Annotated in this window: 27 protein-coding genes; 15 read left to right on the top strand and 12 right to left on the bottom strand. The window is 42.5% G+C overall.

Features of this window, described 5'->3' with window-relative positions; translation table 11 throughout:
• Window positions 1-57 precede the first annotated feature (57 nt).
• From POV27_RS14330 to purN, 4 genes are all read right to left on the bottom strand, one after another.
• Window positions 58-981, bottom strand: coding sequence for a PfkB family carbohydrate kinase (locus POV27_RS14330; RefSeq protein WP_272863476.1), 924 nt, complete (start codon window positions 979-981; stop codon window positions 58-60).
• A 93-nt stretch (window positions 982-1074) separates the two neighbouring features.
• Complete coding sequence (locus POV27_RS14335) at window positions 1075-1665, bottom strand: START domain-containing protein (RefSeq protein ID WP_272863477.1); 591 nt, start codon at window positions 1663-1665, stop codon at window positions 1075-1077.
• Window positions 1666-1733: 68 nt separating this feature from the next.
• Window positions 1734-2369, bottom strand: a complete 636-nt coding sequence (locus POV27_RS14340; protein WP_272863478.1) for a ribonuclease H family protein — start codon at window positions 2367-2369, stop codon at window positions 1734-1736.
• Window positions 2370-2373: 4 nt separating this feature from the next.
• Window positions 2374-2955, bottom strand: coding sequence for a phosphoribosylglycinamide formyltransferase (purN, locus tag POV27_RS14345; protein WP_272863479.1), 582 nt, complete (start codon window positions 2953-2955; stop codon window positions 2374-2376).
• A 177-nt stretch (window positions 2956-3132) separates the two neighbouring features.
• On the opposite strand from purN, the gene POV27_RS14350 reads away from it, so the two are divergent.
• From POV27_RS14350 to POV27_RS14385, 8 genes are all read left to right on the top strand, one after another.
• Window positions 3133-3366 (top strand): acyl carrier protein, encoded by a 234-nt coding sequence (locus tag POV27_RS14350; protein WP_034259990.1) that lies wholly within the window; start codon window positions 3133-3135, stop codon window positions 3364-3366.
• 12 nt (window positions 3367-3378) lie between these two features.
• Window positions 3379-4632, top strand: a complete 1254-nt coding sequence (gene fabF / locus POV27_RS14355) for a beta-ketoacyl-ACP synthase II (RefSeq protein ID WP_272863480.1) — start codon at window positions 3379-3381, stop codon at window positions 4630-4632.
• Window positions 4633-4637: 5 nt separating this feature from the next.
• A complete protein-coding gene (rnc, locus tag POV27_RS14360; protein ID WP_272863481.1) occupies window positions 4638-5375 on the top strand; it encodes a ribonuclease III in 738 nt (245 codons plus the stop codon).
• A 109-nt stretch (window positions 5376-5484) separates the two neighbouring features.
• Entirely contained in the window at window positions 5485-5976 is a 492-nt protein-coding gene (locus tag POV27_RS14365) for an IPExxxVDY family protein (RefSeq protein ID WP_272863482.1), read from the top strand.
• A complete protein-coding gene (pyk, locus tag POV27_RS14370) occupies window positions 5977-7404 on the top strand; it encodes a pyruvate kinase (RefSeq protein ID WP_272863483.1) in 1428 nt (475 codons plus the stop codon).
• Window positions 7405-7477: 73 nt separating this feature from the next.
• The gene (locus POV27_RS14375; RefSeq protein WP_272863484.1) at window positions 7478-8062 is read left to right on the top strand and encodes a TetR/AcrR family transcriptional regulator; all 585 of its coding nucleotides are present in this window, start codon (window positions 7478-7480) and stop codon (window positions 8060-8062) included.
• Between the two features lie 50 nt (window positions 8063-8112).
• The gene (locus tag POV27_RS14380; RefSeq protein WP_272863485.1) at window positions 8113-9015 is read left to right on the top strand and encodes a DUF6503 family protein; all 903 of its coding nucleotides are present in this window, start codon (window positions 8113-8115) and stop codon (window positions 9013-9015) included.
• Between the two features lie 31 nt (window positions 9016-9046).
• Window positions 9047-9916, top strand: coding sequence for an alpha/beta fold hydrolase (locus tag POV27_RS14385; RefSeq protein ID WP_272863486.1), 870 nt, complete (start codon window positions 9047-9049; stop codon window positions 9914-9916).
• 1 nt (window position 9917) lies between these two features.
• Here the strand turns inward: POV27_RS14385 and POV27_RS14390 are convergent, their stop codons facing one another.
• Window positions 9918-10727, bottom strand: a complete 810-nt coding sequence (locus POV27_RS14390) for a DNA alkylation repair protein (RefSeq protein WP_272863487.1) — start codon at window positions 10725-10727, stop codon at window positions 9918-9920.
• A gap of 87 nt (window positions 10728-10814) precedes the next feature.
• Here POV27_RS14390 and POV27_RS14395 point away from each other — a divergent pair, with 87 nt between their 5' ends.
• The 3 genes from POV27_RS14395 to POV27_RS14405 all read left to right on the top strand — a co-directional run bounded on the left by POV27_RS14395 (window position 10815) and on the right by POV27_RS14405 (window position 13725).
• Window positions 10815-11894, top strand: a complete 1080-nt coding sequence (locus POV27_RS14395) for a DUF2652 domain-containing protein (protein WP_272863488.1) — start codon at window positions 10815-10817, stop codon at window positions 11892-11894.
• Window positions 11895-11982: 88 nt separating this feature from the next.
• Complete coding sequence (locus POV27_RS14400) at window positions 11983-12351, top strand: nuclear transport factor 2 family protein (RefSeq protein ID WP_272863489.1); 369 nt, start codon at window positions 11983-11985, stop codon at window positions 12349-12351.
• Window positions 12352-12516: 165 nt separating this feature from the next.
• Window positions 12517-13725, top strand: coding sequence for a hypothetical protein (locus POV27_RS14405; RefSeq protein WP_272863490.1), 1209 nt, complete (start codon window positions 12517-12519; stop codon window positions 13723-13725).
• A 67-nt stretch (window positions 13726-13792) separates the two neighbouring features.
• On the opposite strand, the gene POV27_RS14410 is transcribed toward POV27_RS14405, so the two are convergent.
• Entirely contained in the window at window positions 13793-14602 is an 810-nt protein-coding gene (locus POV27_RS14410; RefSeq protein ID WP_272863491.1) for a hypothetical protein, read from the bottom strand.
• 58 nt (window positions 14603-14660) lie between these two features.
• Window positions 14661-15767 (bottom strand): DNA polymerase IV, encoded by a 1107-nt coding sequence (gene dinB / locus POV27_RS14415; protein WP_272863492.1) that lies wholly within the window; start codon window positions 15765-15767, stop codon window positions 14661-14663.
• A gap of 28 nt (window positions 15768-15795) precedes the next feature.
• On the opposite strand from dinB, the gene POV27_RS14420 reads away from it, so the two are divergent.
• The 3 genes from POV27_RS14420 to POV27_RS14430 are packed head-to-tail and all read left to right on the top strand — an operon-like array spanning window position 15796 to window position 17191.
• Window positions 15796-16176, top strand: coding sequence for a VOC family protein (locus POV27_RS14420; protein ID WP_272863493.1), 381 nt, complete (start codon window positions 15796-15798; stop codon window positions 16174-16176).
• Entirely contained in the window at window positions 16173-16652 is a 480-nt protein-coding gene (locus POV27_RS14425; RefSeq protein ID WP_272863676.1) for a CYTH domain-containing protein, read from the top strand. Before POV27_RS14420 ends, POV27_RS14425 begins: the two co-directional genes overlap by 4 nt.
• Complete coding sequence (locus POV27_RS14430; protein WP_272863494.1) at window positions 16634-17191, top strand: YciI family protein; 558 nt, start codon at window positions 16634-16636, stop codon at window positions 17189-17191. The genes POV27_RS14425 and POV27_RS14430 overlap by 19 nt, the downstream gene beginning before the upstream one ends.
• A gap of 6 nt (window positions 17192-17197) precedes the next feature.
• Here the strand turns inward: POV27_RS14430 and POV27_RS14435 are convergent, their stop codons facing one another.
• The 5 genes from POV27_RS14435 to POV27_RS14455 are packed head-to-tail and all read right to left on the bottom strand — an operon-like array spanning window position 17198 to window position 21844.
• The gene (locus tag POV27_RS14435) at window positions 17198-17749 is read right to left on the bottom strand and encodes a hypothetical protein (RefSeq protein ID WP_272863495.1); all 552 of its coding nucleotides are present in this window, start codon (window positions 17747-17749) and stop codon (window positions 17198-17200) included.
• A gap of 59 nt (window positions 17750-17808) precedes the next feature.
• Complete coding sequence (locus POV27_RS14440) at window positions 17809-18507, bottom strand: copper homeostasis protein CutC (protein ID WP_272863496.1); 699 nt, start codon at window positions 18505-18507, stop codon at window positions 17809-17811.
• Window positions 18476-18925, bottom strand: a complete 450-nt coding sequence (locus POV27_RS14445; RefSeq protein ID WP_272863497.1) for an endonuclease domain-containing protein — start codon at window positions 18923-18925, stop codon at window positions 18476-18478. Before POV27_RS14445 ends, POV27_RS14440 begins: the two co-directional genes overlap by 32 nt.
• A 34-nt stretch (window positions 18926-18959) precedes the next feature.
• Window positions 18960-21254 carry a beta-N-acetylhexosaminidase gene (locus POV27_RS14450; RefSeq protein ID WP_272863498.1) on the bottom strand — a complete coding sequence of 765 codons (2295 nt, stop codon included), beginning with the start codon at window positions 21252-21254 and terminating at the stop codon, window positions 18960-18962.
• Between the two features lie 23 nt (window positions 21255-21277).
• Window positions 21278-21844, bottom strand: coding sequence for a hypothetical protein (locus POV27_RS14455; protein ID WP_272863499.1), 567 nt, complete (start codon window positions 21842-21844; stop codon window positions 21278-21280).
• Between the two features lie 211 nt (window positions 21845-22055).
• Between POV27_RS14455 and POV27_RS14460 the strand changes: the two genes are divergently transcribed.
• Entirely contained in the window at window positions 22056-22676 is a 621-nt protein-coding gene (locus POV27_RS14460) for a hypothetical protein (protein ID WP_272863500.1), read from the top strand.
• Window positions 22677-22681: the final 5 nt, after the last annotated feature.

Consider the following 22681-nt stretch of genomic DNA (forward strand, 5'->3'; position numbering starts at 1 on the left):
ATGCTCTCGGAAATAGTTATTTCAAATAAAAACGCCCTGTACAGTCAGGGCGTGGTTTTATGTCAATTCTATATCAAATTGAGTCAAGTTCTTAAATTGTTGAAGGCGCCTATGCAATTCCTGTCTGGAGAGATCTTCCAATCGCTCCGTTCCAAATTTTTCCACACAAAAGGAAGCCAAGGCTGATCCATTTATGATGGCGGTCTTCATATTCTCGAAACTGTAATCTCCTGTTTTGGCCAAGTAACCTGTGAAACCACCGGCGAATGTGTCTCCCGCACCCGTTGGGTCGAAAACCTCTGCCAATGGCAGCGCTGGGGCATAGAACATTTCATCATTATGGAACAATAAGGCTCCGTGCTCTCCTTTCTTGATTACAACATACCTTGGACCCATTTCATGGATTTTCTTGGCCGCGTTTACCAAGGAATATTCTCCAGTTAATTGGCGTGCTTCTTCATCATTAATTGTAATAACATCTACTTTTTTAATTACCCTTAGTAATTCATCCAGCGTGTTGTCCATCCAGAAGTTCATGGTATCCAAAACGATAAGCTTGGGAGCATTCATCTGCTCGATCACTCCCAATTGAATGTCGGGGTGAAGGTTTCCTAGCATTACCACTTCTGCATCCTTATAGGAATCGGGAACGATAGGGTTGAAATCAGCTAAAACATTCAATTCTGTTGCCAAGGTATCACGGGAATTCATGTCATTGTGATACTTCCCAGCCCAGAAAAATGTTTTTTCTCCTTCTATAATATCTATGGAGTCTGTGTGAATTCCTTTCGACTGCAATAAGGAAATGAAATCCTTCGGGAAATCGTCTCCTACCACAGATATAATACAAGAATCTACTTGAAAATAAGAGGCTGCTAAACCAATAAATGGAGCCGATCCTCCGGGTATCCTTTCGGCGCTTCCGAAAGGGGTTTCGATACTATCGATATTTACCGATCCTACGATTACAAGTTTGCCCATGTAGCAAGCATTTATAATGAAGGGGCAAAGATACAATTTTTACAGGTTTTACCATCCCAAAAATGCCTTCGGTCTTATTGCAGGATTATTAGGTTAACTTCCAATCTGCTGAAGGTGGGAAAAAGTCTTGTAAGGCCCTTTAATTAACAGGGAATTGGTCACCACAGGAGGAAGCGAGCCTTCGGGATCCAAGTAGAGTTGTTGGGTGATAGTGGTGGTTCCGTCTTCTTCTTCCAATAACCAGAATCCTTCTACTTGTTGTATGCGAATGGCATTTTCTACTATAGGAATGCCGTCTGGTAAACTTTCTATATGAAGCATAACCTTCTTGCTCGAGATTCTTTCTACCGTAAGTTGGGTGACTACGTCTCGGTTTTTAATGGGCCATGGTAGTTTTTTCAGCGCATAGAATACATGCTGGTTTTCGCCCTTTTGGGTTACATAGTAGCTCTCTCCCGAAATAGGCTCTTCGGTATATTTTGGAGCATCCAATAGCTCATCTAGAATGGATTGAAGTGGAACATCTACTTGGGTCATGGCCTTGTATTCCTTCAATTTGGAATCTGGCACCATACGGGTGTAAATACGAATGCCCGAAGCATCCTTTTTAAGAGTCCAAGGGGTTTGCGCAAAGACAAGGAATGATTGAAAAATTAAAGCCAGGGTAAAAACGATGCGCCACATATCAATTCTTTTAGCTCTTTAGTTCGCGCATGAAGAGGCAACATTACAAACTGGAGCAAAAAAATATTTTATTTTCTGCCGAAATCGGCGGGGATTTCACCCCAAGCCTTCGTCTCCCACTTTACGACTTTCGTGTCATAGGAATTCTCTTTGAGCCAAGCTTCCGCACGGGCTACCAGTTCGAAAAGCTTCTGATTTTTTCGGGTGCGCTTTAGTTTGGTATTGCACTTTTTGCGTTTTACCCAACCCATGGCGATGCGGGAATCACTATAGATAAGACGATCGCTTTTTTTCTGTTTCAAGTATGCCAACCCATGTACAAGAGCCAAAAACTCACCTATATTATTAGTCCCCTGATCGAAGGGCCCCTGATGAAAAAGCTGTTTATGGGTTTGGGTGTCTACACCCCTGTATTCCATTTTCCCAGGATTACCACTGGAAGCAGCATCGACCGCAATGGAATATAGATTGGGTTCGCCAATCTTGGCAAGCTCTTCCTTGGTTAATGCCTTCTTCTTGGTGTTTTTGCCTTTGTAGTCTGCATACTCCTTATTATAGGCTTCCTTGGCTTCTGCAAAGGTGGCAAACGATTTGTATTGGGCACCTTTCACCCCGGCTATGGATCGTTTGCACTCCTCCCAGCTTCCGAAAATGCCGGCAGGATTGCCATACCAAACCACGTAGAACTTCTGTTTTTTTGCCATGAGACTAGTCGTCGGATTCTTGCATTAATAATTCTTCAATAACGCAAGGAAAGTGTTCATATTCTAAGGCATGAACTTTTTTGGCCACATCTTCGGGCGTATCCTCTTTTTCCAATGTGGTTTTTTTCTGACAAATAATAGCGCCTTCATCGTAGGCTTCGTTTACATAATGGATGGTAATGCCACTTTCTTCCTCTTCATTTTCCACTACGGCTTTATGAACATTCATGCCATACATACCCTTCCCGCCATATTTTGGAAGCAAAGCGGGATGTATATTAATGACCTTATTTGGAAACTCGGCAAGGATGAGTTTGGGGAACATCCATAGAAATCCAGCTAAAACGATGAGGTCGGGTTGCAACTCCAGAAGGGTTTTTAAGACGCCGTTTTCGTCATGAAGTTCTGCTCTGGTAAAATGTGAGGCCTTTGTTTTCAGCGTTTTAGCACGCTCCAGAACTTTGGCATGCTCATTGTTAGACAGCACCTGAACGACCTCGGCAAACGTCCCTTGTTGAAAGTATTCTATGATGTTTTGGGCATTGGTACCGTTACCTGAAGCAAAAACCACAATGCGTTTCTTCATAAGAGTTTACGGGGTGTTAAGAAGTAAATAATTAAAATAAGTTACAAAAGTACGGCAATAGAGTTTTACTTCGCTCAAAAATGATTAAATTGAGAACACATTTTATGTGCAATATGGTGTTTTAAATTAAAAAATTTTATTTTTGCCACTTAAAATTAAATCTAAAAATTAAGAATTATGTCAGACATTGCATCAAGAGTTAAAGCGATTATCGTAGATAAATTAGGTGTTGACGAAAATGAAGTTGTAAACGAAGCTAGCTTCACGAACGACTTAGGCGCCGATTCATTGGATACGGTAGAGCTTATTATGGAATTTGAAAAAGAATTTGACATTCAAATTCCTGACGATCAAGCTGAAAATATAGCGACCGTAGGTCAAGCTATTTCTTACATAGAGGAAGCAAAGTAAAACTACTTCTTTATGGAATTGAAGCGAGTTGTTGTAACAGGTCTTGGTGCCCTTACCCCCATTGGCAATAACATCCAAGAATATTGGGATGGACTTAGGAATGGAAAGAGTGGGTGTGCGCCCATAACCTATTTTGATACTGAAAAGTTCAAAACAAAATTCGCTTGCGAACTCAAAGATTACGATCCACAAAATCATTTTGACAGAAAGGAAGTCCGAAGATTGGACCGCTTCGCGCAATATGCTCTGGTTTCTAGTGATGAAGCCATTGAAGATGCGGGAATTAACCTGGACGAAATAGATAAGTTTCGCGTAGGGGTTATTTGGGGTGCCGGTATTGGTGGCTTGGAGACTTTCCAAAATGAAGTTATAAATTATGCAGGAGGGGATGGAACACCACGTTTCAACCCCTTCTTTATCCCTAAAATGATAGCAGATATTGCCCCAGGTAATATTTCTATCAAGCACGGGTTCATGGGGCCTAACTATACGACGGTTTCCGCCTGTGCATCTTCCGCAAATGCCTTGATCGATGCATTGAACTACATCCGTTTGGGTCATTGCGATATGATAGTAACAGGAGGAAGTGAAGCTGCGGTAACCCAAGCCGGAATGGGAGGGTTTAATGCCATGCATGCACTTTCTACCCGAAACGACTCTCCGGAAACAGCTTCCCGACCTTTCGATGCTACACGCGATGGTTTTGTATTGGGAGAAGGAGCTGGAGCCCTTATTTTAGAAGAGTACGAGCACGCCAAGAAGCGAGGGGCGAAGATCTATGCAGAAGTGATCGGTGGAGGAATGTCCAGTGACGCTTATCACATGACCGCGCCACATCCAGAAGGTATTGGTGTAGAAAGGGTGATGCTAAATTGCTTGAACAATGCGGGAATTTCCCCAGATCAAGTAGATGCCATCAATACACACGGTACATCAACCCCGTTGGGAGATGTAGCTGAGTTGAAGGCAATTACCAAAGTTTTTGGCGAGCACGCTAAAAACATTAATATTAATTCTACCAAGTCGATGACCGGGCACCTATTGGGTGCGGCTGGGGCTATAGAAGCCATTGCTTCTATTTTAGCTTTGGAGCATGGTGTTGTTCCCCCAACCATTAACCATACTACCGTCGACGAAAATATTGATCAATCGCTCAACCTCACATTGAACGAAGCCCAAGAACGGGATGTCAATGTCGTCATGAGTAATACCTTTGGTTTTGGGGGTCATAACGCTTGTATTCTTTTCAAGAAGTTAGACGCCTAAACCCTATGACTTCCTTAAAAAACATATTCACTTCCCGTTCTGAAAAGGACGGAAAGTTTTATGTACAGATAAAAAAGATACTGGGATTTAAACCCAGCGACATTTCTATCTATGAGGAAGCCTTTACCCATCGTTCCATGAATACTACCAACAACGATGGACAACCACAGAATTATGAGCGTTTGGAATTTTTGGGAGACGCCATGTTGGGTTCGGTAATCGCAGCACACCTCTTCAAAAAAGTACCAGGAGGCAATGAAGGCTACCTCACCAAAATGCGTTCTAAAGTAGTAAGCCGTGAGCACCTCAACGAATTGGGAAGGGATCTTAACCTCATCAGTCTGGTAAAGACCAATATTTCAACCAAGCAATTCGGGGAAAACATCCATGGGAATGTATTCGAAGCACTTGTAGGCGCCATTTATCTGGATAAAGGCTACAAGTATTGCGAAAAGTTTATTCACCGTAGGGTCATTAAACCCTATGTGGATATTCAGAAATTGGAAGGGAAGATCATTAGCTATAAGAGCCTTTTTATAGAGTGGTGCCAAAAGAATAAGAAACCCTTCAAATTCAATGTATACGAGGACACTGGGAACGATCCTTTGAAACACTTCGCGGTAAAGTTGGAATTGGAGCAGAACACGGTAGCCAAAGCGAGGGCTACGTCCAAGAAAAAAGCCGAAGAAAGAGCGGCTAAGCGCGCTTATTACAAACTTCAGAAACAAATGCAAGTGCAATAACCATTGCATTGCCTTTTCGCAAACGTTTTCGAAAAGAATTAGCCTAAATTTAATGGTATTGCGGGATACATCCCGAAAACAATGTTTACTTTTAATAAAATTTAGGGTCATGGGAGTCCACAAAATCATTTTGGATGACGATTTCGCAGAGGAATTCTCGCTTATAGGCATTCACTGTAGTGAAGAGGACTATAAATTGGCTTATTTATTGAATAGCCAACTGGGATTTAGGCTGGGTCGCATGCGAAAGGATATTGTAATAGAAAAAGAAGATATAGAAGCCAGTTTCCCCATTTTCCAGTTCGATCATGAAACCCAATACACAACCTATTATCTAGTAGGGAACAAGTGCAAGTCCGAAGTGCTTCGTGAACAGGAAAATGCAGGTCTATTTGGAGGGGTAACTTCCGAAAAAATAGTGACCTCCTACCTGCTTCCAGAGTTTGAACAACCGGATTATTTCCTGAAGATCGAGTCGGATTATCTGCACATTCCGTTGCGAAAGCACATTGCCATGATCAATGAAATTAATCAGGTGATTTCTGCTTACGAAATAGATAGCGACAAAATAAAATCGAATAACCACTTAATATTCAACTAAATGCCAACGCAAAAGAAAACCAAAATTGTGGCTACCCTAGGGCCTGCTACCAGTCAGAAGAAAGTGATCAAGGATATGATCTTGGCTGGTGTAAATGTGTTTAGGGTCAATTTCTCGCATGCAAAATACGAGGATGTAAAAGCACGAATTAAGATGATCCGCGGTTTGGGGGATGAATTGGGGACTTCTACCGCGATTCTTGCCGATCTGCAAGGACCTAAACTTAGGGTAGGTGTTATGAAGGAAGAAGTGGTAGTACAACCGGGTGATGAAATTGACTTTTGTACAGGCGATGAGTTCGAAGGCACCTCGAAGAAGGTGTACATGAATTACGATAATTTCCCCAAAGATGTAAAGCCAAAGGAGCGTGTCCTTTTAGATGATGGAAAACTCATCTTCGAAGTACTTTCTACCAATAAAAAAGACACGGTTAGAGCCAAAGTGATCCAAGGAGGTCCACTGCGATCTAAAAAAGGGGTAAACCTTCCCAATACCAATATTTCCTTGCCAGCTTTGACTATGAAAGATAAAGAGGACGCTATTTTTGCGGTGAGTCAAGAGGTAGACTGGATCGCACTTTCCTTTGTGCGTCATGCCGAGGATTTGCAGGAACTACAAGCGTTGATCGAAGCGCATAGCGAATACAAGATTCCTATTATTGCCAAGATTGAAAAACCCGAAGCGGTAAAGAATATTGACAAGATCATCGCCTATTGTGACGGTCTTATGGTGGCCCGTGGAGATTTGGGGGTTGAGGTACCTGCCGAGGAAGTACCACTCATTCAAAAAGAGTTGGTGCTCACTGCTAAGAAGGCTCGTATTCCAGTAATCATTGCGACTCAAATGATGGAAACCATGATCAGTTCCTTAACACCAACAAGGGCTGAGGTAAACGATGTGGCGAATTCGGTGATGGATGGTGCCGATGCGGTGATGCTTTCTGGAGAGACCTCCGTAGGTAAATATCCGGTAGAAGTGATCAAAACCATGGCCAATATCTGCAAGCAAGTAGAAGATTCGGAACTGATAACAGTGCCAGAAGAACCACCGCACATTCGTACCAACAGATATATTACCAAAGCGGTTTGCTATCATGCTGCCAATATGGCCAATGAGATAGAAGCCAAAGCCATTTGCACCTTGACAAATAGTGGTTATACGGCTTTCCAAATTTCTGCTTGGCGCCCTGATGCGCACATTTTGGTGTACACCTCTAACAAACGGATCCTTTCCCGATTGAATCTGCTTTGGGGTGTAAAATCGTTCTACTACGATAAGTTTGTGAGTACCGATGAGACCGTGGAGGACGTAAATCGTATTGCTTACGAAAAGGGATTTGTAGAGAAAGGAGACTATCTTATCAACCTAGCCGCCATGCCCATTGTAGATAAGGGAATGGTAAATACCCTACGCGTTTCCCAAGTTTAGTTGAAAGGGCTGGATAGAATTTAAATTAGACCACTTGGTTTAATTTAAATATTATTTCTATATTTGTCCCCGAATGGGATACAAACACAACAAAGAAGATATTCTGGAAACTGGCTTTCATGTGCTTCGGAAGAACGGATATCATGGTGTGGGTATCAATGAGATATTGAAAGAAGCGGGCATCCCAAAAGGTTCTTTTTACAACTTTTTCGATTCGAAGGAAGATTTTGCCAAACAGGTCATGGAGCACCACGGTACCGATCAAGGAAATTGGATTGTACAGTTTTTTGAACAAGCCAATGAAACTCCTTTGACTAATTTGAAAGCTTTCTACAAAACCCTTATAGCGATCAATGAAACTGATGGGTATTCCAGTGGGTGTCTTATCAATGTCATGAGTAACGAAGTGGGGAGGACCAACGATACCTTGGCCGTTTGTGCTAATGATTGTTTCCTGGGATGGATCAATATCATTTCGCGTGAAATAGAAAAAGGGCAGGAATCTGGAGAAATCCGAAAGGATTTTAGTGCTTTGGAAATTGCCGAGTACCTGCATTCGGGTATCTACGGAGCCTTTTCGCGTATGAAAGTAACAAGATCCCGTGTGTATTTGGATATCTGGTGGGATATGTCATTCACCTTTATTCAAGAGTCATAAAAAATTTTAAATTTAAAATAAGTAGAACGGTCTAATTAATAATGAAAATCATGAAAAACTATTTAAAACCTCTCTTGTTATTCGCTGTCGTTTCCGTGCTTTTTTCCTGTAAATCGGTTGATTTGCGAAGCGATTACCTAAAAGAAAAGACTACCGAAGAAGGGATGGCTCAAAAAGGAATTCGATTGCTTACAGAAGCCAATCAAGCAATGGGCTACGACAAGTTAGCTAGTACCGAAGTATATGAAGCAACCGCTCATTTTAAATGGAAAGGAGCATTATTGCTCATGCCTATGAATGCCCTGCCGGGAAATAATAATAAGGATGTGCAATTTCGTTTTGCCACCAATTCGTTTGATGGGCAAGTGGAATATTTGGAAGGCAGAAAAGAGAACAAAATTCATGGCTTACAGTCTTGGCAGGGATATTATGCCGAGAATGCCGAGGAAGAGATAGAAGAATGCAATAGCAAGCGGTATTCCTGGGGACTTTCCACCTATCATTATCTCCTTGAGGCACCCATGCGATTGCTGCAAGCCGAGATCATTAAATACGCCGGAGAAAGAACCCTAAACGGAAAGACGTATGACCTTGTTTTTGTCACTTGGGGTAGCGAAGCCCCAAACAAGGAATACGACCAGTGGATGGTATACATTAATAAAGAAACCAAGTTCATTGATATGACAGAGGTGACCATTAGTGATTTCTTTGTTCCTTCCCCCAAACCCCTACAGCATGGAAGCATATTGTATGAAGGAAGAACACGCACATCCATTGGAACCTACCTACCTTCCGAAGTAGTGATACAAATTGGGAAACCCAAGGAAGCAGATCGGGGAGCTTATAGGATAAGTTTCAAGGATTATAAGTTCGACAGCTTTAATAAAGACCTCCTCTACCCACTCCAAGATTTAGAGTACGTTGGTGATTCCAAACCCGATGTAGGCGAGTAAAATAATGACAGAAATGTCGTATTTTTTATCAATGAAATCGTACCGAAATCTTTTGAAGATTGCAGGCTTGTTTTTTATAATAAGCCTGCTTTCGTCATGTACGGTTCTGCAATGGCGTGAAACGGATGAAGAGATCATGAAGCGCCATCGAAAACTGAATATTCCTGCCCAGATTTCATACTTTGAAGTAGATAGTTTGGACCTGAACATTCGGGTGTTGGAAGTATCCGAACAGGACAAGGAAATCAATCTGCTCTTCTTCCATGGTTCTCCCAGTTCCCTTTCTGCTTGGAATGGCTATATGACCGATAGCTTGCTTATGGAAAAGGCAAATCTATACACTGTAGATCGTCCAGGCTACGGTTACTCCAATTTTGGGGATGAAATGACTTCCATCGACCTTCAGGCACAATTGATGAGTGCCCTGATTTCTGAACGGAAGTGGGAAAATGTCATTGCCATAGGTTCCTCGTATGGAGGACCGTTGGCGGCTCGGCTGGCTATTTTGAATCCCGATGTAAAAGCAGTCATGATGATTTCACCTGCCATTGATCCTAAAAATGAAAAGGACATTTGGGCCTCCCGACTTACCCAGTGGTGGATTACCCGATGGATGGTACCTACAGGATATAGGGTCGCTGGAGATGAAAAGACGGTTCATGCCCAGGAGCTAGCACGCTTGGAAAAAGATTGGGCTATTTTGAATATTCCTGTCGTCCATATTCATGGGGATATCGATGATATTGTACCCTATGAGAACGTGCATTATACCAAGAAGGTTTTTCCCAATATTGAGATCATCACTACGAAAGAAACAGGTCACGAAATCGCTTGGGCACGCAAGGATTTAATTCTACCTCATTTGGTGAAGCTAATCGAAAAAGTTGAGGGCGAGAAGTAGCCTAGCTTCCTTTTTTCTTAAGGGTTCTTAATGCTTTTCGAAGGATGTACTGGGTTTCCTTTGTGTCCGATTCCTTTTCCCAGCGTTTACAAAGGGCCACTACCCACTCAGGCTGGGATTTACTGGCATCGTTCAGCCAATTTCCCACCGAATCCCTAACGTACTTGGAAGGATCCGATTTTAAGGGTTCCAATAGGGGCAATCCCCTTTCGGGCGCTTCTTGAAAGGCGGCGATCTTTTTCACCCATACACCAACTGGGCGAAGGGCTTCAGCAGCGAATCGGCGTATGTTTTCATCGGTCGAGGCTGTCCAAGGGGTCAGAATGGCTATAGAAGGGTCTAAATCTTCGATCATACGCTCTTTGGTCGCGAAAATGACCACTTCCCGAACCCCAAAGTGTGCATCGGCCGCATAAGGCTTCATCGCATCCAACAAGGGATCCAATGCTTCATGATGCAGACTTTCGGCCCAACAGGCCCAGCAACGGACCACATCGGAGGTATGCGATCGTAACTGTTCATAGAATGCACGATCTTGAACCAGTGATCCAAGGGTAAGTCCAATTACCCTTGTGTTAGTGTTGGCAGAAGGTTTCTTTTGTTGATGCACCGCTTCCGAACAGACCTCAAATGCATCCTTCTGTCCGGTTTCATCAAGTACTATCTTGAGTAGGATTAATTGATCTACCTTGAGCCATTCCGTGAGATTTTTGGTTTCTATTGCACCTGCGTTCAGGTATTCGATGACTTCGGGATCTAGGTCGTTAAAACTGCGTGCGCCTTTTCGGTTGAGGATATGTTCGGGAATCATGACTCTAAAATACGATGCTTCTTATAAAGTTATGTTAAGTATTGCGTTAAATTGAGACTAAACCGACAAGTCTATTTATTTTTAATTATGGCAAAATCTCTACTCTTCATTCCGGATATTTCTGGATTCACCCATTTCGTGCAAACCACCGAGGCAGAACACAGTCAGCATGTAATTTCGGAGCTATTGGAAGTCCTCATTTCAGCCAACACCCAAGAACTGAAATTGGCGGAGATTGAAGGGGATGCTCTCTTCTTTTATCGCGAGAATTTTGTGCCTTCCCAAGAAAAACTTCTGGCACAGATTGAGTCCATGTACACGGCTTTTTACAGTCATTTAAAGTTATTGGAAAAGCACCGTATTTGTCCCTGTAATGCTTGTGCCACGGCACCTCAGTTGCAGCTTAAAATTGTGGCCCATGTGGGTGAACTTCAGTTCTTACAGGTACAGAATAATAGAAAACCCTTTGGGGAAGCGGTGATTCAGGCACACCGACTGTTGAAAAACTCTGTTCCTACAGATAATTACGCTTTGGTGAGCGATGAACTGGCTCAGGATATGGGCATGCCTATTGCTTACGAAAGTAAGTTGTTCCAGTTTCAGACGGGAAGGGATACTTACGACGACAAGGAAATTTCTTATTGTTATGCCGAAATAGATCCCAACCAATTAAAGCTGAGGTCCTTTGAAGATGGAGCTAAAGTATCTTTTAATTGTGAGCCTTGTCTTATTATAGAGAAAACATTTGCCACAGACAGGCATTCTTTGTTAGAACTAGTGACCAATTATAAATACCGTCATCTTTGGGCGGTAGACGCATACAAGATTGAATGGAATGAAAATGAAGTGACCCGACTGGGGACTGAGCACACCTGTACTATAGGATCTAAACAACTCAATTTTACGGTGGTCACCAAGGATACGGAACCCGACGAATTGGTGTATGGAGAACTCACTACAGATCCACCTCCGGTAGATCAACTCTATCAATTTTTCAATTTTAAATCCATTTCAGAAAATGAAACCCAAGTGAGGGTTGAGTTGTACTGGAAAGCTAGATCGCCTATTAAGAAACTGATGATGGCCCTGTTCGGGAAGAAGGCCTTCCGAAAGGGAATCGAAGATGCCATGGAAAGGTTGGAAGAAGTTCTTCCGCAAGTGAAATAAATTCCAATAAACTGTCCCCTTCCCCAATTTTGAAACGTTCTAAAGGTGTGAAACATGAAAAAATCAATAACCTTTAAAACATTTCATTATGACAACACAGGAAATAGCCAATCAGTTAGTAGCCTTTTGCCGAGAAGGAAAATATGAAGAAGCCTACGGTCTATACGCCGAAGATGCCGTGCATGTGGAAATGCCAGGAATGCCCGGCGACCAAATAACCACAGGACTCAATAACATTATCGAAGGATATAAGAATTGGGCTTCCAGCATTTCTGAAGTACATAGCAGTTCGGTAGGAGAACCTACTATAATGGGCGATCACTTTTGCGTGCCCATGTCTAGCGATGCCACTTTTGAAGGCACGGGACGCTGGGACATGAAAGAATTATGTGTGTATCAGGTACGAGATGGAAAAATTGCCAAGGCTTCATTCTTCTACGATCTTCCGGGAGCATAAATGCATATTGTTTTTCGGAACAAAAAGAGGTTACACATGGTATGTTGTAGCCTCTTTTCATTTAATTTCGGTCTTCTTTCATGAATGTTGGGTAACAATTATTTTTAATGGGCTACTTATGACAGAGAAAACAATATTTTCGATCCTCTAAAAACAATTACTTATATGTCCTCTAAAAGTGCTGCCCTACTCTTACTACTTATGTTTATTGCCATAGGATGTAGCTCCGATTCGGATACTCCATCTTCTCAAAACGATGAGCAGGGAGATGGAATGAACGATGGCGGAAACAATGACGATCCAGATCCAGATACCGTGCTTATTCCAGAAATAGCGATTGTGGGAGAGGATATAGATGACCCTTTAAGCCTGTTTTTATTGACTTGGGAGAACGATTACAATAATGAATCGGTAATCAATGTAGCTGCAGCCTCAGGATTTCTGAATCCCTCGGTTTATGCTACCTCTCAGCCGCCAAAGGGAAGTTTTTATGTCATAGAACCTGGTACTGCCACTCCCGATGCCTTTAGGTTCGATTTGGTAAATTCGACATCCCATTCCTATATTTTCGAGGAATATTTCACTCCCTCTCAAGCATATACCAATAGTTCTGAATGGGCTGGAGACGATTATTTGTATGTTTTTTATTTGGATTTAGATAATCCTTTAGAGCAGACCTATCTTCATTCGTACAATGTGATTACGGGAGCCACCCAAGAATTTTCTTTGGGAGGCGTTGCTCCTTTAAGTCAGTATGTTTTAATAAGTGGGGATTACGCCTTTGTCTTGTTTCAGGACAATGATACCAGTGAAGTGGCTTTGCATATCTTCAATGCTGCCACTGGTGAAAGCACGATGATCCCATTCGAGAACTATCACAGTATTTTTCACAATTCCTTAGACAATGAACTGTACCTTTTTCATACCACACAGGGTTGTGATAGAAGGGATTATGACATTGTTGATATAGCGACCCTGCAAATCACAGGATCTTCAAGTCTACAAGCCACTATCTGCAATCCAGACTTTATGAACAAGGCCGCGTTTTTCGAAAACAAAATGCTTTATGAGACTATTACCGCTGCTCCTAGTGGTCCTATTTTCAATCCCTCTATTTATGATTTTGGCACAGGGAACAATACAATTATCAATGTGGGAGATCTTTTTTTCCAATTGGCGAGTATTACCAATCTACAGGTAACCACCTTCATATCTATAGACGTAGACTTAGAAACCGAGACCATCGTTGTAGGTTTCCAATACAATGATAATGCTTCGACAAAAGGCGCAGTCGCATTTCTAACCTATGACTGGGAGCTAAAAAGGATCGTAGAAACCAACAATGTAATCCCAGAGACGATTTTGTTTGAATAATACATGGTACAAAAGAAAAGCCCCTGTCCTAAGACAAGGGCCCTTCCAGTAGTGGTAAGCTTAAGTGTTACTTGACTACTTCGGTCTTCGAAATTTTCATGCCTCCGGCTACAGCTTCTATCGTTACTTTGCTATCAAATTTCTCCGATCCGTATACATATTCAATCTTTTCCAATTCGTTGTCATTTCGGGTTACCTCCAATTGGCTAATCCAGATTCCCTTCTTCGGCTTTCCGTCGAAAATGGTTTCACTGTTCTTTCCTTTGGCATTCGGAAAAGTGAATTCCTTTGGGAAATCGAACAATCTCTGGGCCGTAAAGAAAGCCTCATGCCACTCAGAACCCGGTAGCGTAATGCTCTCGGTATTTTCAGGATTGCTAACGGTTCCTCCCGTATTTTCTGTATAAACCACATCCGGGAACAATGCGTTCAATTCGCTCGCATATCCCTTTACGGTAATGTCTCTTTCAGGAGGGAAGTACTTCGATAGGTATCCATTAAAGGCAAATCCCTTTTTATGGTTAAATTCCACTTCGTCCATTCCTCCTTTGATACCCTTTACATTCATCGTGGGGTTATCTTCCGTTTGGACCACCTTCACCTTGGTTCCATAGGGCATACGAGCTAATTTGGTACTGTGAAGATTCCCATATTCCCTTAAAGTAAGCCCGCTGGGTGCTGTTACATACAGGTATTGAACATCGGCTTCGGCATTCAGCTCAGATGAAGATGCCATTGCGATTTCCTCGTTAGGGATTTCGGCAACTACCTCCATTTCGTGGGTAGTGGTTTCAGGATCGTTTTTGGAATCGCTTTTACAGGAAAAGAAGGCTGTGGTAAAAACGGCTGCGGTGCAAATTAAAACTACTTTTTTCATAATTGACAGATTTTAGAGTTAATAAATTCAGATTCAAAAAGTAGTTTGCTTACATAGGCTAAAAATCCAATTTTAATTGTACATCGATACTATTCTCAGGAGGAGGTTTCTTCTCTTTTTTGTCCTCGTTATTGAGATTTGATAAGCTAATTCCCAACAAGCGTACCGAATTTTTCATTCCTTCCTGAAATAACAAATCTTTAACAGTTTCCATGATCAAGTCTTTGTTCGAAATATAGAGCGGAAGGGTCTTGGATCGTGTTTGTAACGTAAAATCACTGTATTTAATTTTAAGGGTAACCGTTCTTCCGGCTACTTTGCTCTTTTTAAGACGGCGCTCCACCTCATCGGCAATTTCTTCCAAGCGCTCCAACATATAGATTTCTGAAGAAATGTTTTCTGAAAAGGTACGTTCTGCGGCTAATGACTTCCGGGTTTGGTCCGATTCTACCTTACTATGCTGAATGCCCCGAACAATATTATAATAGTAACCGCCACTTTTCCCGAAATGTTCCTGAAGGTATTCCAGCGACTTTTCCTTTAGGTCCTTTCCTGTGAAGATACCGTGCAGATACATTTTTTCCTTCATCACCTTGCCCACGCCATAGAATTTCTTAATGTCCAGTTGTTCCAAAAACTCGATCACCTCTTCTGGAGGAACGGTTTTTTGCCCGTTGGGTTTATTGATATCACTAGCTACTTTGGCGATGAATTTGTTGATGGAAATCCCGGCCGAAGCATTCAGTCCCGTACGCTCCTTAATTTGGTTTCGGATTTCCTGGGCAATGAGGGTCGCGCTGGGATGTCCTTTCTTGTTTTCGGTAACGTCCAGATAGGCTTCGTCCAGTGAAAGCGGTTGCACGAGATCGGTATATTCAAAAAAGATCTTGCGGATCTGCTGCGAAACTTCAGAATACCGATCATATCTGGGACGCACAAAAATGAGGTCGGGACATAGTTTTCGGGCCAGCATTCCGCTCATGGCAGATCGCACGCCGAATTTCCGTGCTTCATAACTGGCAGCACTTACCACACCCCGTTTACTGCTTCCGCCCACAGCAATGGGTTTTCCCTGCAAACTGGGATCGTCCAATTGCTCTACCGAAGCATAAAACGCATCCATATCTACATGAATGATCTTGCGAATGGGAAAGGAGGCTTCCATAGGGTAAATTTACTATCTTTAATGTACAATGAACCTAAACCAAGTTACCGTTCCGTCACGGGATGTTCCCAGAGCCATTTCGTTCTACCAAAATCTTGGGTTAAAACTCATTGTGCATACCCATGATCGCTACGCAAGATTCGAATGTCTCCAAGGGGATAGCACCTTTTCCATTCATTATGTTGAGGAAATGCCTGCGGAAGGTGTTTGGGTCTATTTTGAAGTTGAAAATGTGGCTGAAAAGGTAAAGGAGCTCTCTGCAAAAGGAATTGTTTTTGAAACTGAAGTACAGGAACAATCTTGGTTATGGACTGAAGCTCGGTTGAAAGATCCCGACGGAAATGTCCTAATCATATACAAAGCTGGTGAAAATCGTAAAAACCCACCTTGGCGTATCTTAGACCCATGATTGAAATTGAACGCAAGTTTTTGGTGAATTCTGAGGAATACAAGAAAGAAACCTATTCCCAAACCCGCATTGTACAGGGTTTCTTGAACACCCATCCTGAACGTACGGTACGTATTAGGATTAAAGGAGATAAAGCCTTTTTGACTGTTAAGGGGATATCTAATGAAGCAGGCACTTCCCGGTTTGAATGGGAAAGGGAGATCTCTGTAAAAGAGGCAGAAACACTTATTCCCTTATGTGAGGAAGGCATTATTGAAAAGGTGCGTTATGAAGTACAAGTGAAAAACCATATTTTTGAAATAGACGAATTCTTGGGTAATAATGTTGGTTTGGTCGTGGCCGAAGTGGAGTTGAATGAAGAAGATGAAACCTTTCTCCATCCCGGATGGTTGGGCAAGGAAGTTACCGGGGACATTCGTTACTATAATTCACAACTAAGCAAACAACCGTATACACAATGGAAAAACAAAGACTAAATAGTATGACCCGATATGCCATGGCATTTATATTGGCCTTGGCTTTTGTAGCTTGTAAGGATGGTGGAGAGCATCACGATAACGATAGTGGGGATTCACGTGATGGCGAACATGAAGTTGAACATGTGGAGCGTGAAACGGAAAAGGCTAAATCGGTGGCACAGGAAATCCAGGAATTGAAGGATGCAGGTTTCCAGATTTTCGAATATATCGATGAAAAAACGGGCGATACCGTGATCATGAAACAGTACTTCATGGCCTTTCTTAAAAGGGGCGAAAATCGATCACAATCCAAAGAGGAAGCCGATAGTCTTCAGGCCCTGCATATGGCACATTTGGGAAGAATGTACGAATTAGGGTATGCCGATATCTCTGGTCCTTTTGGGGATGATGGCGATCTTCGAGGAGTAACCATCTATAATGTCCCCACCCTGCAAATGGCAGATAGTTTAGCCAACATGGATCCTTCCGTTAAGGCAGGCAGACTTGCCATTGAAGTAAAACCATGGTGGGCAGCACAAGGGTTCCCATTGCGATAACTCGCATCAAAGCCCACCTTCACATTCCCTACATTCCAGAATAAGATTCCGTAAGGTGCCGGTATATTGAACCCCGTTGGCTTCTCCATTAAAATTGGCAGAGAATAGGACATGGTCACCCGGAAGGCCGATATCTACAAACTCATAGGTGATAATTGAAAAACTTCCGTTACCTAGGCCTGTAATGACTCCGTTTTCAAAAAAGAAAAAGGAAGCCCTAACCTCTTCAGGGGCTTCTGCTATGGGAATGATTTGGCCCACTGCAAAAGCGTCTATCGTTTCCGAAAGATCTGTTAATTGCATGGCCATGGTTGTGGGACCGTTAGTTTGCCACCCTTCAATATCGATGAAATTGGTGGTAGAGGTTTCGTTGTCGGTATCTACCCTAGAAGTACGTATATCATCAAATTGATGTAATAACTGCCCGCCGGCAAATAGTTCAATAATGGGATCCTCTAGGATGATGATTTCTTCTTGCATATCCTCACTATCATCGTCTTTTTTACAGGATAGGAATATAAGTGGGGTACAAAGGAGTAAGAGCCAAATACGTTTCATGTTGAATGGATTTTAAGTACATCCATTCATCGTAATGGGTTCCGTTTGTCATCAAAAAGTTATTGGATTTCCTCGAGAATCTTCCTGATGAGCGCGGGGTCTGAAGTTCCAACGGCGCCGCTGGTAAAGAAATCGCCTTTACTTTGATCGGTTTTCTGAGTAGCTGAAGTATGGATCATTTCGAATCCCGCTTTTCTGAACTTCCACGCATTTGTAGGAGTAATACCACCACCCGGCATGATTTGAATGTAACCTTGGGCTATTTCGTGAAACTCCATTAAGTACGTCAATCCTTTTTCTGCGGTCGCTTCGGTTCCCGAACTGAGTATACGGGTAACACCCATGAGGATCGTTTCCCGAAGGAGTTGTTGGGGTTCACGCGCCACATCGATAGCACGATGAAAGGTAAACTCCAATCCTTGGGCAGCCTCTAAGAGGTGCTGGGTAGCCTTCCGATTTAGATCACCTTCAGAAGTAAGTACGCCAGTAACAACACCTGCACACCCTATTTCTTTACAGAAGAAAATGTCCTTTTCCATTTGTTGTAGCTCTGCATCGGTATAACAAAAGTCCCCTTCCCTTGGCCGAATGAGTACGTGGGTTTCAACATCAAGTTCTCGAATCACCCTTTCAATGAGGTCATAAGACGGGGTGAGCCCTCCTACGGATAGGTTTTCACAGAGTTCAATGCGATGTGCCCCGGTATCTTGAGCGATTTGGGCGCTTTCAAATCCGTTGGCACAAATTTCTAGGATCATTGTGGTTTGATTCAGATTTATAAATTCCCCCTTGAGGGGGGTTAGGGGGGTGTAAATCCCTTAATTCAATGACCTTCTCTCTAATGGACATTTCTACACTAAACATATCTTTCTTAACTTCCTCATTCGAAAACCGCAGGAAATGTACCCCGCATTTTTCGAGCCGATTCTGTCTTAGGTTATCTTTAAAATATTTATAATCATGGCTATTACCATCAACTTCAATTGCCAATTGAATTTCATGACAGTAAAAGTCGACAATATAATTTAACATGGGAACCTGACGGTGAAATTGCACACCGAAACTTCGTCGTTTTATTTTCTTCCAAAGCAAAACCTCGCAAAGTGTACTGTTTTTTCGGAGCTCCCTTGCAAAGTCGCGCAAATATGGTTCGTATGGAATGATTTTATTTTTCATCTGGACACCCCTGTAGTCCCCTCAAGGGGACAATTCATTCAACAATAATTTCGTCTATAAAGGTCCAGGCTTTGTTACCTTCTCCCTGTTTGCCTTGTGGAATGATACCATAATTAGGGATCATAAGGATAATCTTATCTGCCATAATGGGAGAGGGGGCCGAAAAACCGATTTCTGCGGACGTTAAATTGTCGCTATCATTGGGTTCCAAAAGGAGTTTATTGGCGACAACGGTTCCATCTTCTAGTTCAACACGAGTGGCTACATGATTTGGCGAATAAATCCATTGTCCAGGGGCGTGATAAAAACGTGTGGAGAGGGTCGAAATTTCCCTCGGTTCCGGTAACTGAATGGTGATTTCCAAGTCATCCCCCCAAAAGCCCAGCCACTCTTTGTCACCATATCTCGAGTCGCTTCCCGAAATCCCATTGATCAATGCGCCTTTACCTCCAGCACTGTATGCTTGATGGGGAGGAACATTGACTGAAATATCGGCGTTAATGACCTTATGATATTGAATATGGGCTGTATGCGATCTACCGAGGCTTGAGTCACTCAGCACCACAGCGGCCTCAATTTTAGAATTTTCTACAATAGGGATGGGCTTCGAGTACAGTGCCGAAGGTTCTGAATTCACTGAATATTTAATTTCCTTACCAGACAAGGATGTATTGACTTGATAGTAGACACTGTCATTTCTCTTTAGGATTTCCCCTGAGACATCGTAAAGATGATTCGCATAATTAATGTCGAATCCTTCCAATCGAGGTAGGAACCCTTCCACTCGGGAGAGGAATTCGGGATAGTCTTTTTCAAGGTCTTCGGAAGGGCCACTCCAAACCACTTCGCTCATGGCCAACATACGGGGAAAAGCCATGTATTCCACTTGCTCTTGGGCAGGCATGTATTCGGTCCAGACATTCCCTTGGGCACCCAAGACGTATTTGTTTTCAGATTGGGTAAGACCTTCGGGAATGGGATTAAAGCTGTATACTTTTTTCAAAGGGAGAAATCCACCAATGGCAAGGGGTTCATCGGCATGTTCTGCCTGATAATAATCGAAATAAGCATGTGAAGTAGGCGTGAGGATTACATCATGCCCTTCTTTGGCAGCTTGTACAGCACCTTGGGTACCACGCCAAGACATCACGGTGGCGTTGGGTGCCAATCCACCTTCCAGAATTTCATCCCAACCTATGATCTTTTTGCCCTTACTATTTACAAAGGTTTCTATCTCCTTGATGAAATAACTCTGTAGTTCATGTTCGTCTTTCAATCCCAAGTCTGCAATGAGCTGTTGGCAATGATCGCAGTTTTTCCATTGCGTTTTAGGGGCCTCGTCTCCTCCTATATGAATATACTCCCCAGGGAAAAGATCCATGACTTCCGTAAGTACATTTTTAAGGAAGATAAAGGTTTCCTCTTTGGGACAATAGATATTTTCAAAAACACCCCATTTGGTAGCTACGGGTACTTGCTCTCCCGTACAACCCAACTGCGGATAGGCACTAATGGCGGCTTGAGCATGGCCAGGCATTTCAATTTCAGGGATAATGGTGACATTAAGGCTTTCGGCGAAGGCAACAATTTCCTTGACCTCCTCCTGTGTATAGTATCCTCCGTAGCGTTTCCCATCAAATTGTTGCGGGGTATCGTTGTAGTGTCCTATTAGAGTCTCTTCCCGATAGGCTCCATGCTTAGTAAGATTGGGATATTGCAATATTTCAATTCTCCATCCTTGATCTTCGGTGAGGTGCCAATGAAAATAGTTCATTTTCAGCATGGACAAATAAGAAATGTATTCTTTAATGAACTCTTTATCGAAAAAATGACGGCCTACATCCAAGTGCATCCCGCGATATCGGAAAGAAGGATGGTCGGTTACGATTGCTTTCGGAATTAAAATTTCTTCTACAGTTGCATCACTAGTTCCATTAGGTAACATTTGTCTGAAGGTTTGTACAGCCCAAAAAGCACCCGAAGGATCGCTTGCTCTAATGGTAATTTGCTCGCCAATTTCTAAAACATAGCCTTCTGGCGGGATCGATTCGTCCTTTACGATGACGAAAGAGGCCTTATCGGGAAGCTCCTCTTGGGAAAATGAGAGATCCATAAAGTCTTTCATCGTATCCATCCATACATTGGCGGCCTTAGGAAAAGATGCGTCATAATAGACACCTACATTTTTGGAAAGGCTGCAGAATCCATCCTTATATTCCAAACTCTGGGGTTTTGGTATAATGGGAAGTTTTGCAACCTCTATCGGTTTCTGTTCTGTGCAGGAGGTAAGGCCAAGGCACAGTAGTATGATCCAAAAGAAATTTCGCATAAAAGGTTCTTTTATTGTGTTCATTACTCAAACCCATTCATCCTCTTATATGAGTCTAAGGATACATGGGCAATGTTTTTCTCGAACTCATCCATGAGGTTTCTATAAAAGGCAATGAGCGGTTCAATTACTTGCGTCCAATCTTCGAATTCGAGGTGATATTTGGTCACAATTTGATTCACACCGTCTTTTCTAACGATTGAAATTTGCGGGGTAAAAGCAGTCTCATTGGCGATTTGACTCAATTGTTTTAGAGACTCGTTATGATGTAAAAAATGCTTTATGTTTTCATTTTTTGAACTGATTCTAAACCGGCTTTTCTTTCTTAAAAAGAGATTGGCCAAATTACTAATGGAGTTGAGTTCAAAGTCAATGGGCCTAATATGGGTTGGAAGTTTTCCAACAATAGTCCCAACGAATGCAGTTCCTGTTTGATTGAGCACCTTTATTTCGTCCTCCTTATGGGGTAGCTTAATAAGAAATGACAAATCAGGAGAGTGAGAACCGTTGGAAAGGAAGTGATTTCCTTCTTGGAAATAGAACTTTCCACCCTCTTTCTCGGCAATTCGTCTAAATTCTTTTTTTATCATCTAAGGAGCGTCAACATTGCTTTTCACGAAAATAGGGAAATTACAAAGAAGCTTTCCTTGACTTACGTATTTATACGTAATCTTAGGGGTCTATCCTTCATTTCGTCGATTTTTTCTGCGTATAAACCACAAAGTTTGTACATTTAGAAAAGATAACAAACTCATGTTTCCCCCGAAATAGACGATCACAACTTGAACTAACCATTTCGCCATGAGCACTTTTACGAATCTCCTCAAGGATACGCTCGGTATTGTCCGTGCGGTCTCCTATCGCACTTTTGTGCAACGCAAGTGGAAACCACCACAGCCCATGTTTAATATCATGGAGGTGAAGGAAGGTACCGAAGATCTTTTTAAAGAGTTTCTTCGGAGAAGCCTTACCTTAAGTCTTAAATACAACACCCCACTTTCCTTAGGCCCTTTTTTAACCAACGATCGCATTTTTATCTACATTACGCATTATGCATCTACCAAGGCGTACATGCAAGTAATGAACGGTTTGCTCTTTCACGGACAAGCCTTTATGCGGGCAAAAGCTACGTTGAAAACCAGTTGGACGTATTGCAATCCCAGCAACACTCCCGATTTTCCCAACATTCAGGAAATATTGATGGTGGGCATCCAAGGAAGCACGGATAATTTTGAGGCATTTATGTCCCGTCATAGCTTAGAACCCGTGGCGCGGGTGGAAAAGATAAAAGATGTACGGGGAAGGTCCTTGGGGATGTATTATTTGTTCAAGGACCCCGAAGAAGTTCAAACGAAGCTGAAGGAGTTCCGAGAAGAAGGGGGTGACTTCAATACCTATCAAGCAACTAAACTTCCAAACTAGTCCAT

The sequence above is a fragment of the Aureisphaera galaxeae genome, assembly GCF_028561275.1.
Taxonomy (GTDB): domain Bacteria; phylum Bacteroidota; class Bacteroidia; order Flavobacteriales; family Flavobacteriaceae; genus Aureisphaera; species Aureisphaera galaxeae.

Bases quoted from the DNA above. Each gene is read 5' to 3' on its own strand.
- POV27_RS14460 (WP_272863500.1), top strand. From the start codon at position 22,056: ATGAGCACTTTTACGAATCTCCTCAAGGATACGCTCGGTATTGTCCGT.
- POV27_RS14400 (WP_272863489.1), top strand. From the start codon at position 11,983: ATGACAACACAGGAAATAGCCAATCAGTTAGTAGCCTTTTGCCGAGAA.
- POV27_RS14365 (WP_272863482.1), top strand. From the start codon at position 5,485: ATGGGAGTCCACAAAATCATTTTGGATGACGATTTCGCAGAGGAATTC.
- POV27_RS14450 (WP_272863498.1), bottom strand. From the start codon at position 21,254: ATGCGAAATTTCTTTTGGATCATACTACTGTGCCTTGGCCTTACCTCC.
- POV27_RS14405 (WP_272863490.1), top strand. From the start codon at position 12,517: ATGTCCTCTAAAAGTGCTGCCCTACTCTTACTACTTATGTTTATTGCC.
- purN (WP_272863479.1), bottom strand. From the start codon at position 2,955: ATGAAGAAACGCATTGTGGTTTTTGCTTCAGGTAACGGTACCAATGCC.
- POV27_RS14395 (WP_272863488.1), top strand. From the start codon at position 10,815: ATGGCAAAATCTCTACTCTTCATTCCGGATATTTCTGGATTCACCCAT.
- POV27_RS14430 (WP_272863494.1), top strand. From the start codon at position 16,634: ATGGAAAAACAAAGACTAAATAGTATGACCCGATATGCCATGGCATTT.
- POV27_RS14425 (WP_272863676.1), top strand. From the start codon at position 16,173: ATGATTGAAATTGAACGCAAGTTTTTGGTGAATTCTGAGGAATACAAG.
- dinB (WP_272863492.1), bottom strand. From the start codon at position 15,767: ATGGAAGCCTCCTTTCCCATTCGCAAGATCATTCATGTAGATATGGAT.
- fabF (WP_272863480.1), top strand. From the start codon at position 3,379: ATGGAATTGAAGCGAGTTGTTGTAACAGGTCTTGGTGCCCTTACCCCC.
- POV27_RS14335 (WP_272863477.1), bottom strand. From the start codon at position 1,665: ATGTGGCGCATCGTTTTTACCCTGGCTTTAATTTTTCAATCATTCCTT.
- pyk (WP_272863483.1), top strand. From the start codon at position 5,977: ATGCCAACGCAAAAGAAAACCAAAATTGTGGCTACCCTAGGGCCTGCT.
- POV27_RS14390 (WP_272863487.1), bottom strand. From the start codon at position 10,727: ATGATTCCCGAACATATCCTCAACCGAAAAGGCGCACGCAGTTTTAAC.
- POV27_RS14410 (WP_272863491.1), bottom strand. From the start codon at position 14,602: ATGAAAAAAGTAGTTTTAATTTGCACCGCAGCCGTTTTTACCACAGCC.
- rnc (WP_272863481.1), top strand. From the start codon at position 4,638: ATGACTTCCTTAAAAAACATATTCACTTCCCGTTCTGAAAAGGACGGA.
- POV27_RS14340 (WP_272863478.1), bottom strand. From the start codon at position 2,369: ATGGCAAAAAAACAGAAGTTCTACGTGGTTTGGTATGGCAATCCTGCC.
- POV27_RS14375 (WP_272863484.1), top strand. From the start codon at position 7,478: ATGGGATACAAACACAACAAAGAAGATATTCTGGAAACTGGCTTTCAT.
- POV27_RS14445 (WP_272863497.1), bottom strand. From the start codon at position 18,925: ATGAAAAATAAAATCATTCCATACGAACCATATTTGCGCGACTTTGCA.
- POV27_RS14455 (WP_272863499.1), bottom strand. From the start codon at position 21,844: ATGATAAAAAAAGAATTTAGACGAATTGCCGAGAAAGAGGGTGGAAAG.
- POV27_RS14330 (WP_272863476.1), bottom strand. From the start codon at position 981: ATGGGCAAACTTGTAATCGTAGGATCGGTAAATATCGATAGTATCGAA.
- POV27_RS14420 (WP_272863493.1), top strand. From the start codon at position 15,796: ATGAACCTAAACCAAGTTACCGTTCCGTCACGGGATGTTCCCAGAGCC.
- POV27_RS14435 (WP_272863495.1), bottom strand. From the start codon at position 17,749: ATGAAACGTATTTGGCTCTTACTCCTTTGTACCCCACTTATATTCCTA.
- POV27_RS14385 (WP_272863486.1), top strand. From the start codon at position 9,047: ATGAAATCGTACCGAAATCTTTTGAAGATTGCAGGCTTGTTTTTTATA.
- POV27_RS14350 (WP_034259990.1), top strand. From the start codon at position 3,133: ATGTCAGACATTGCATCAAGAGTTAAAGCGATTATCGTAGATAAATTA.
- POV27_RS14380 (WP_272863485.1), top strand. From the start codon at position 8,113: ATGAAAAACTATTTAAAACCTCTCTTGTTATTCGCTGTCGTTTCCGTG.
- POV27_RS14440 (WP_272863496.1), bottom strand. From the start codon at position 18,507: ATGATCCTAGAAATTTGTGCCAACGGATTTGAAAGCGCCCAAATCGCT.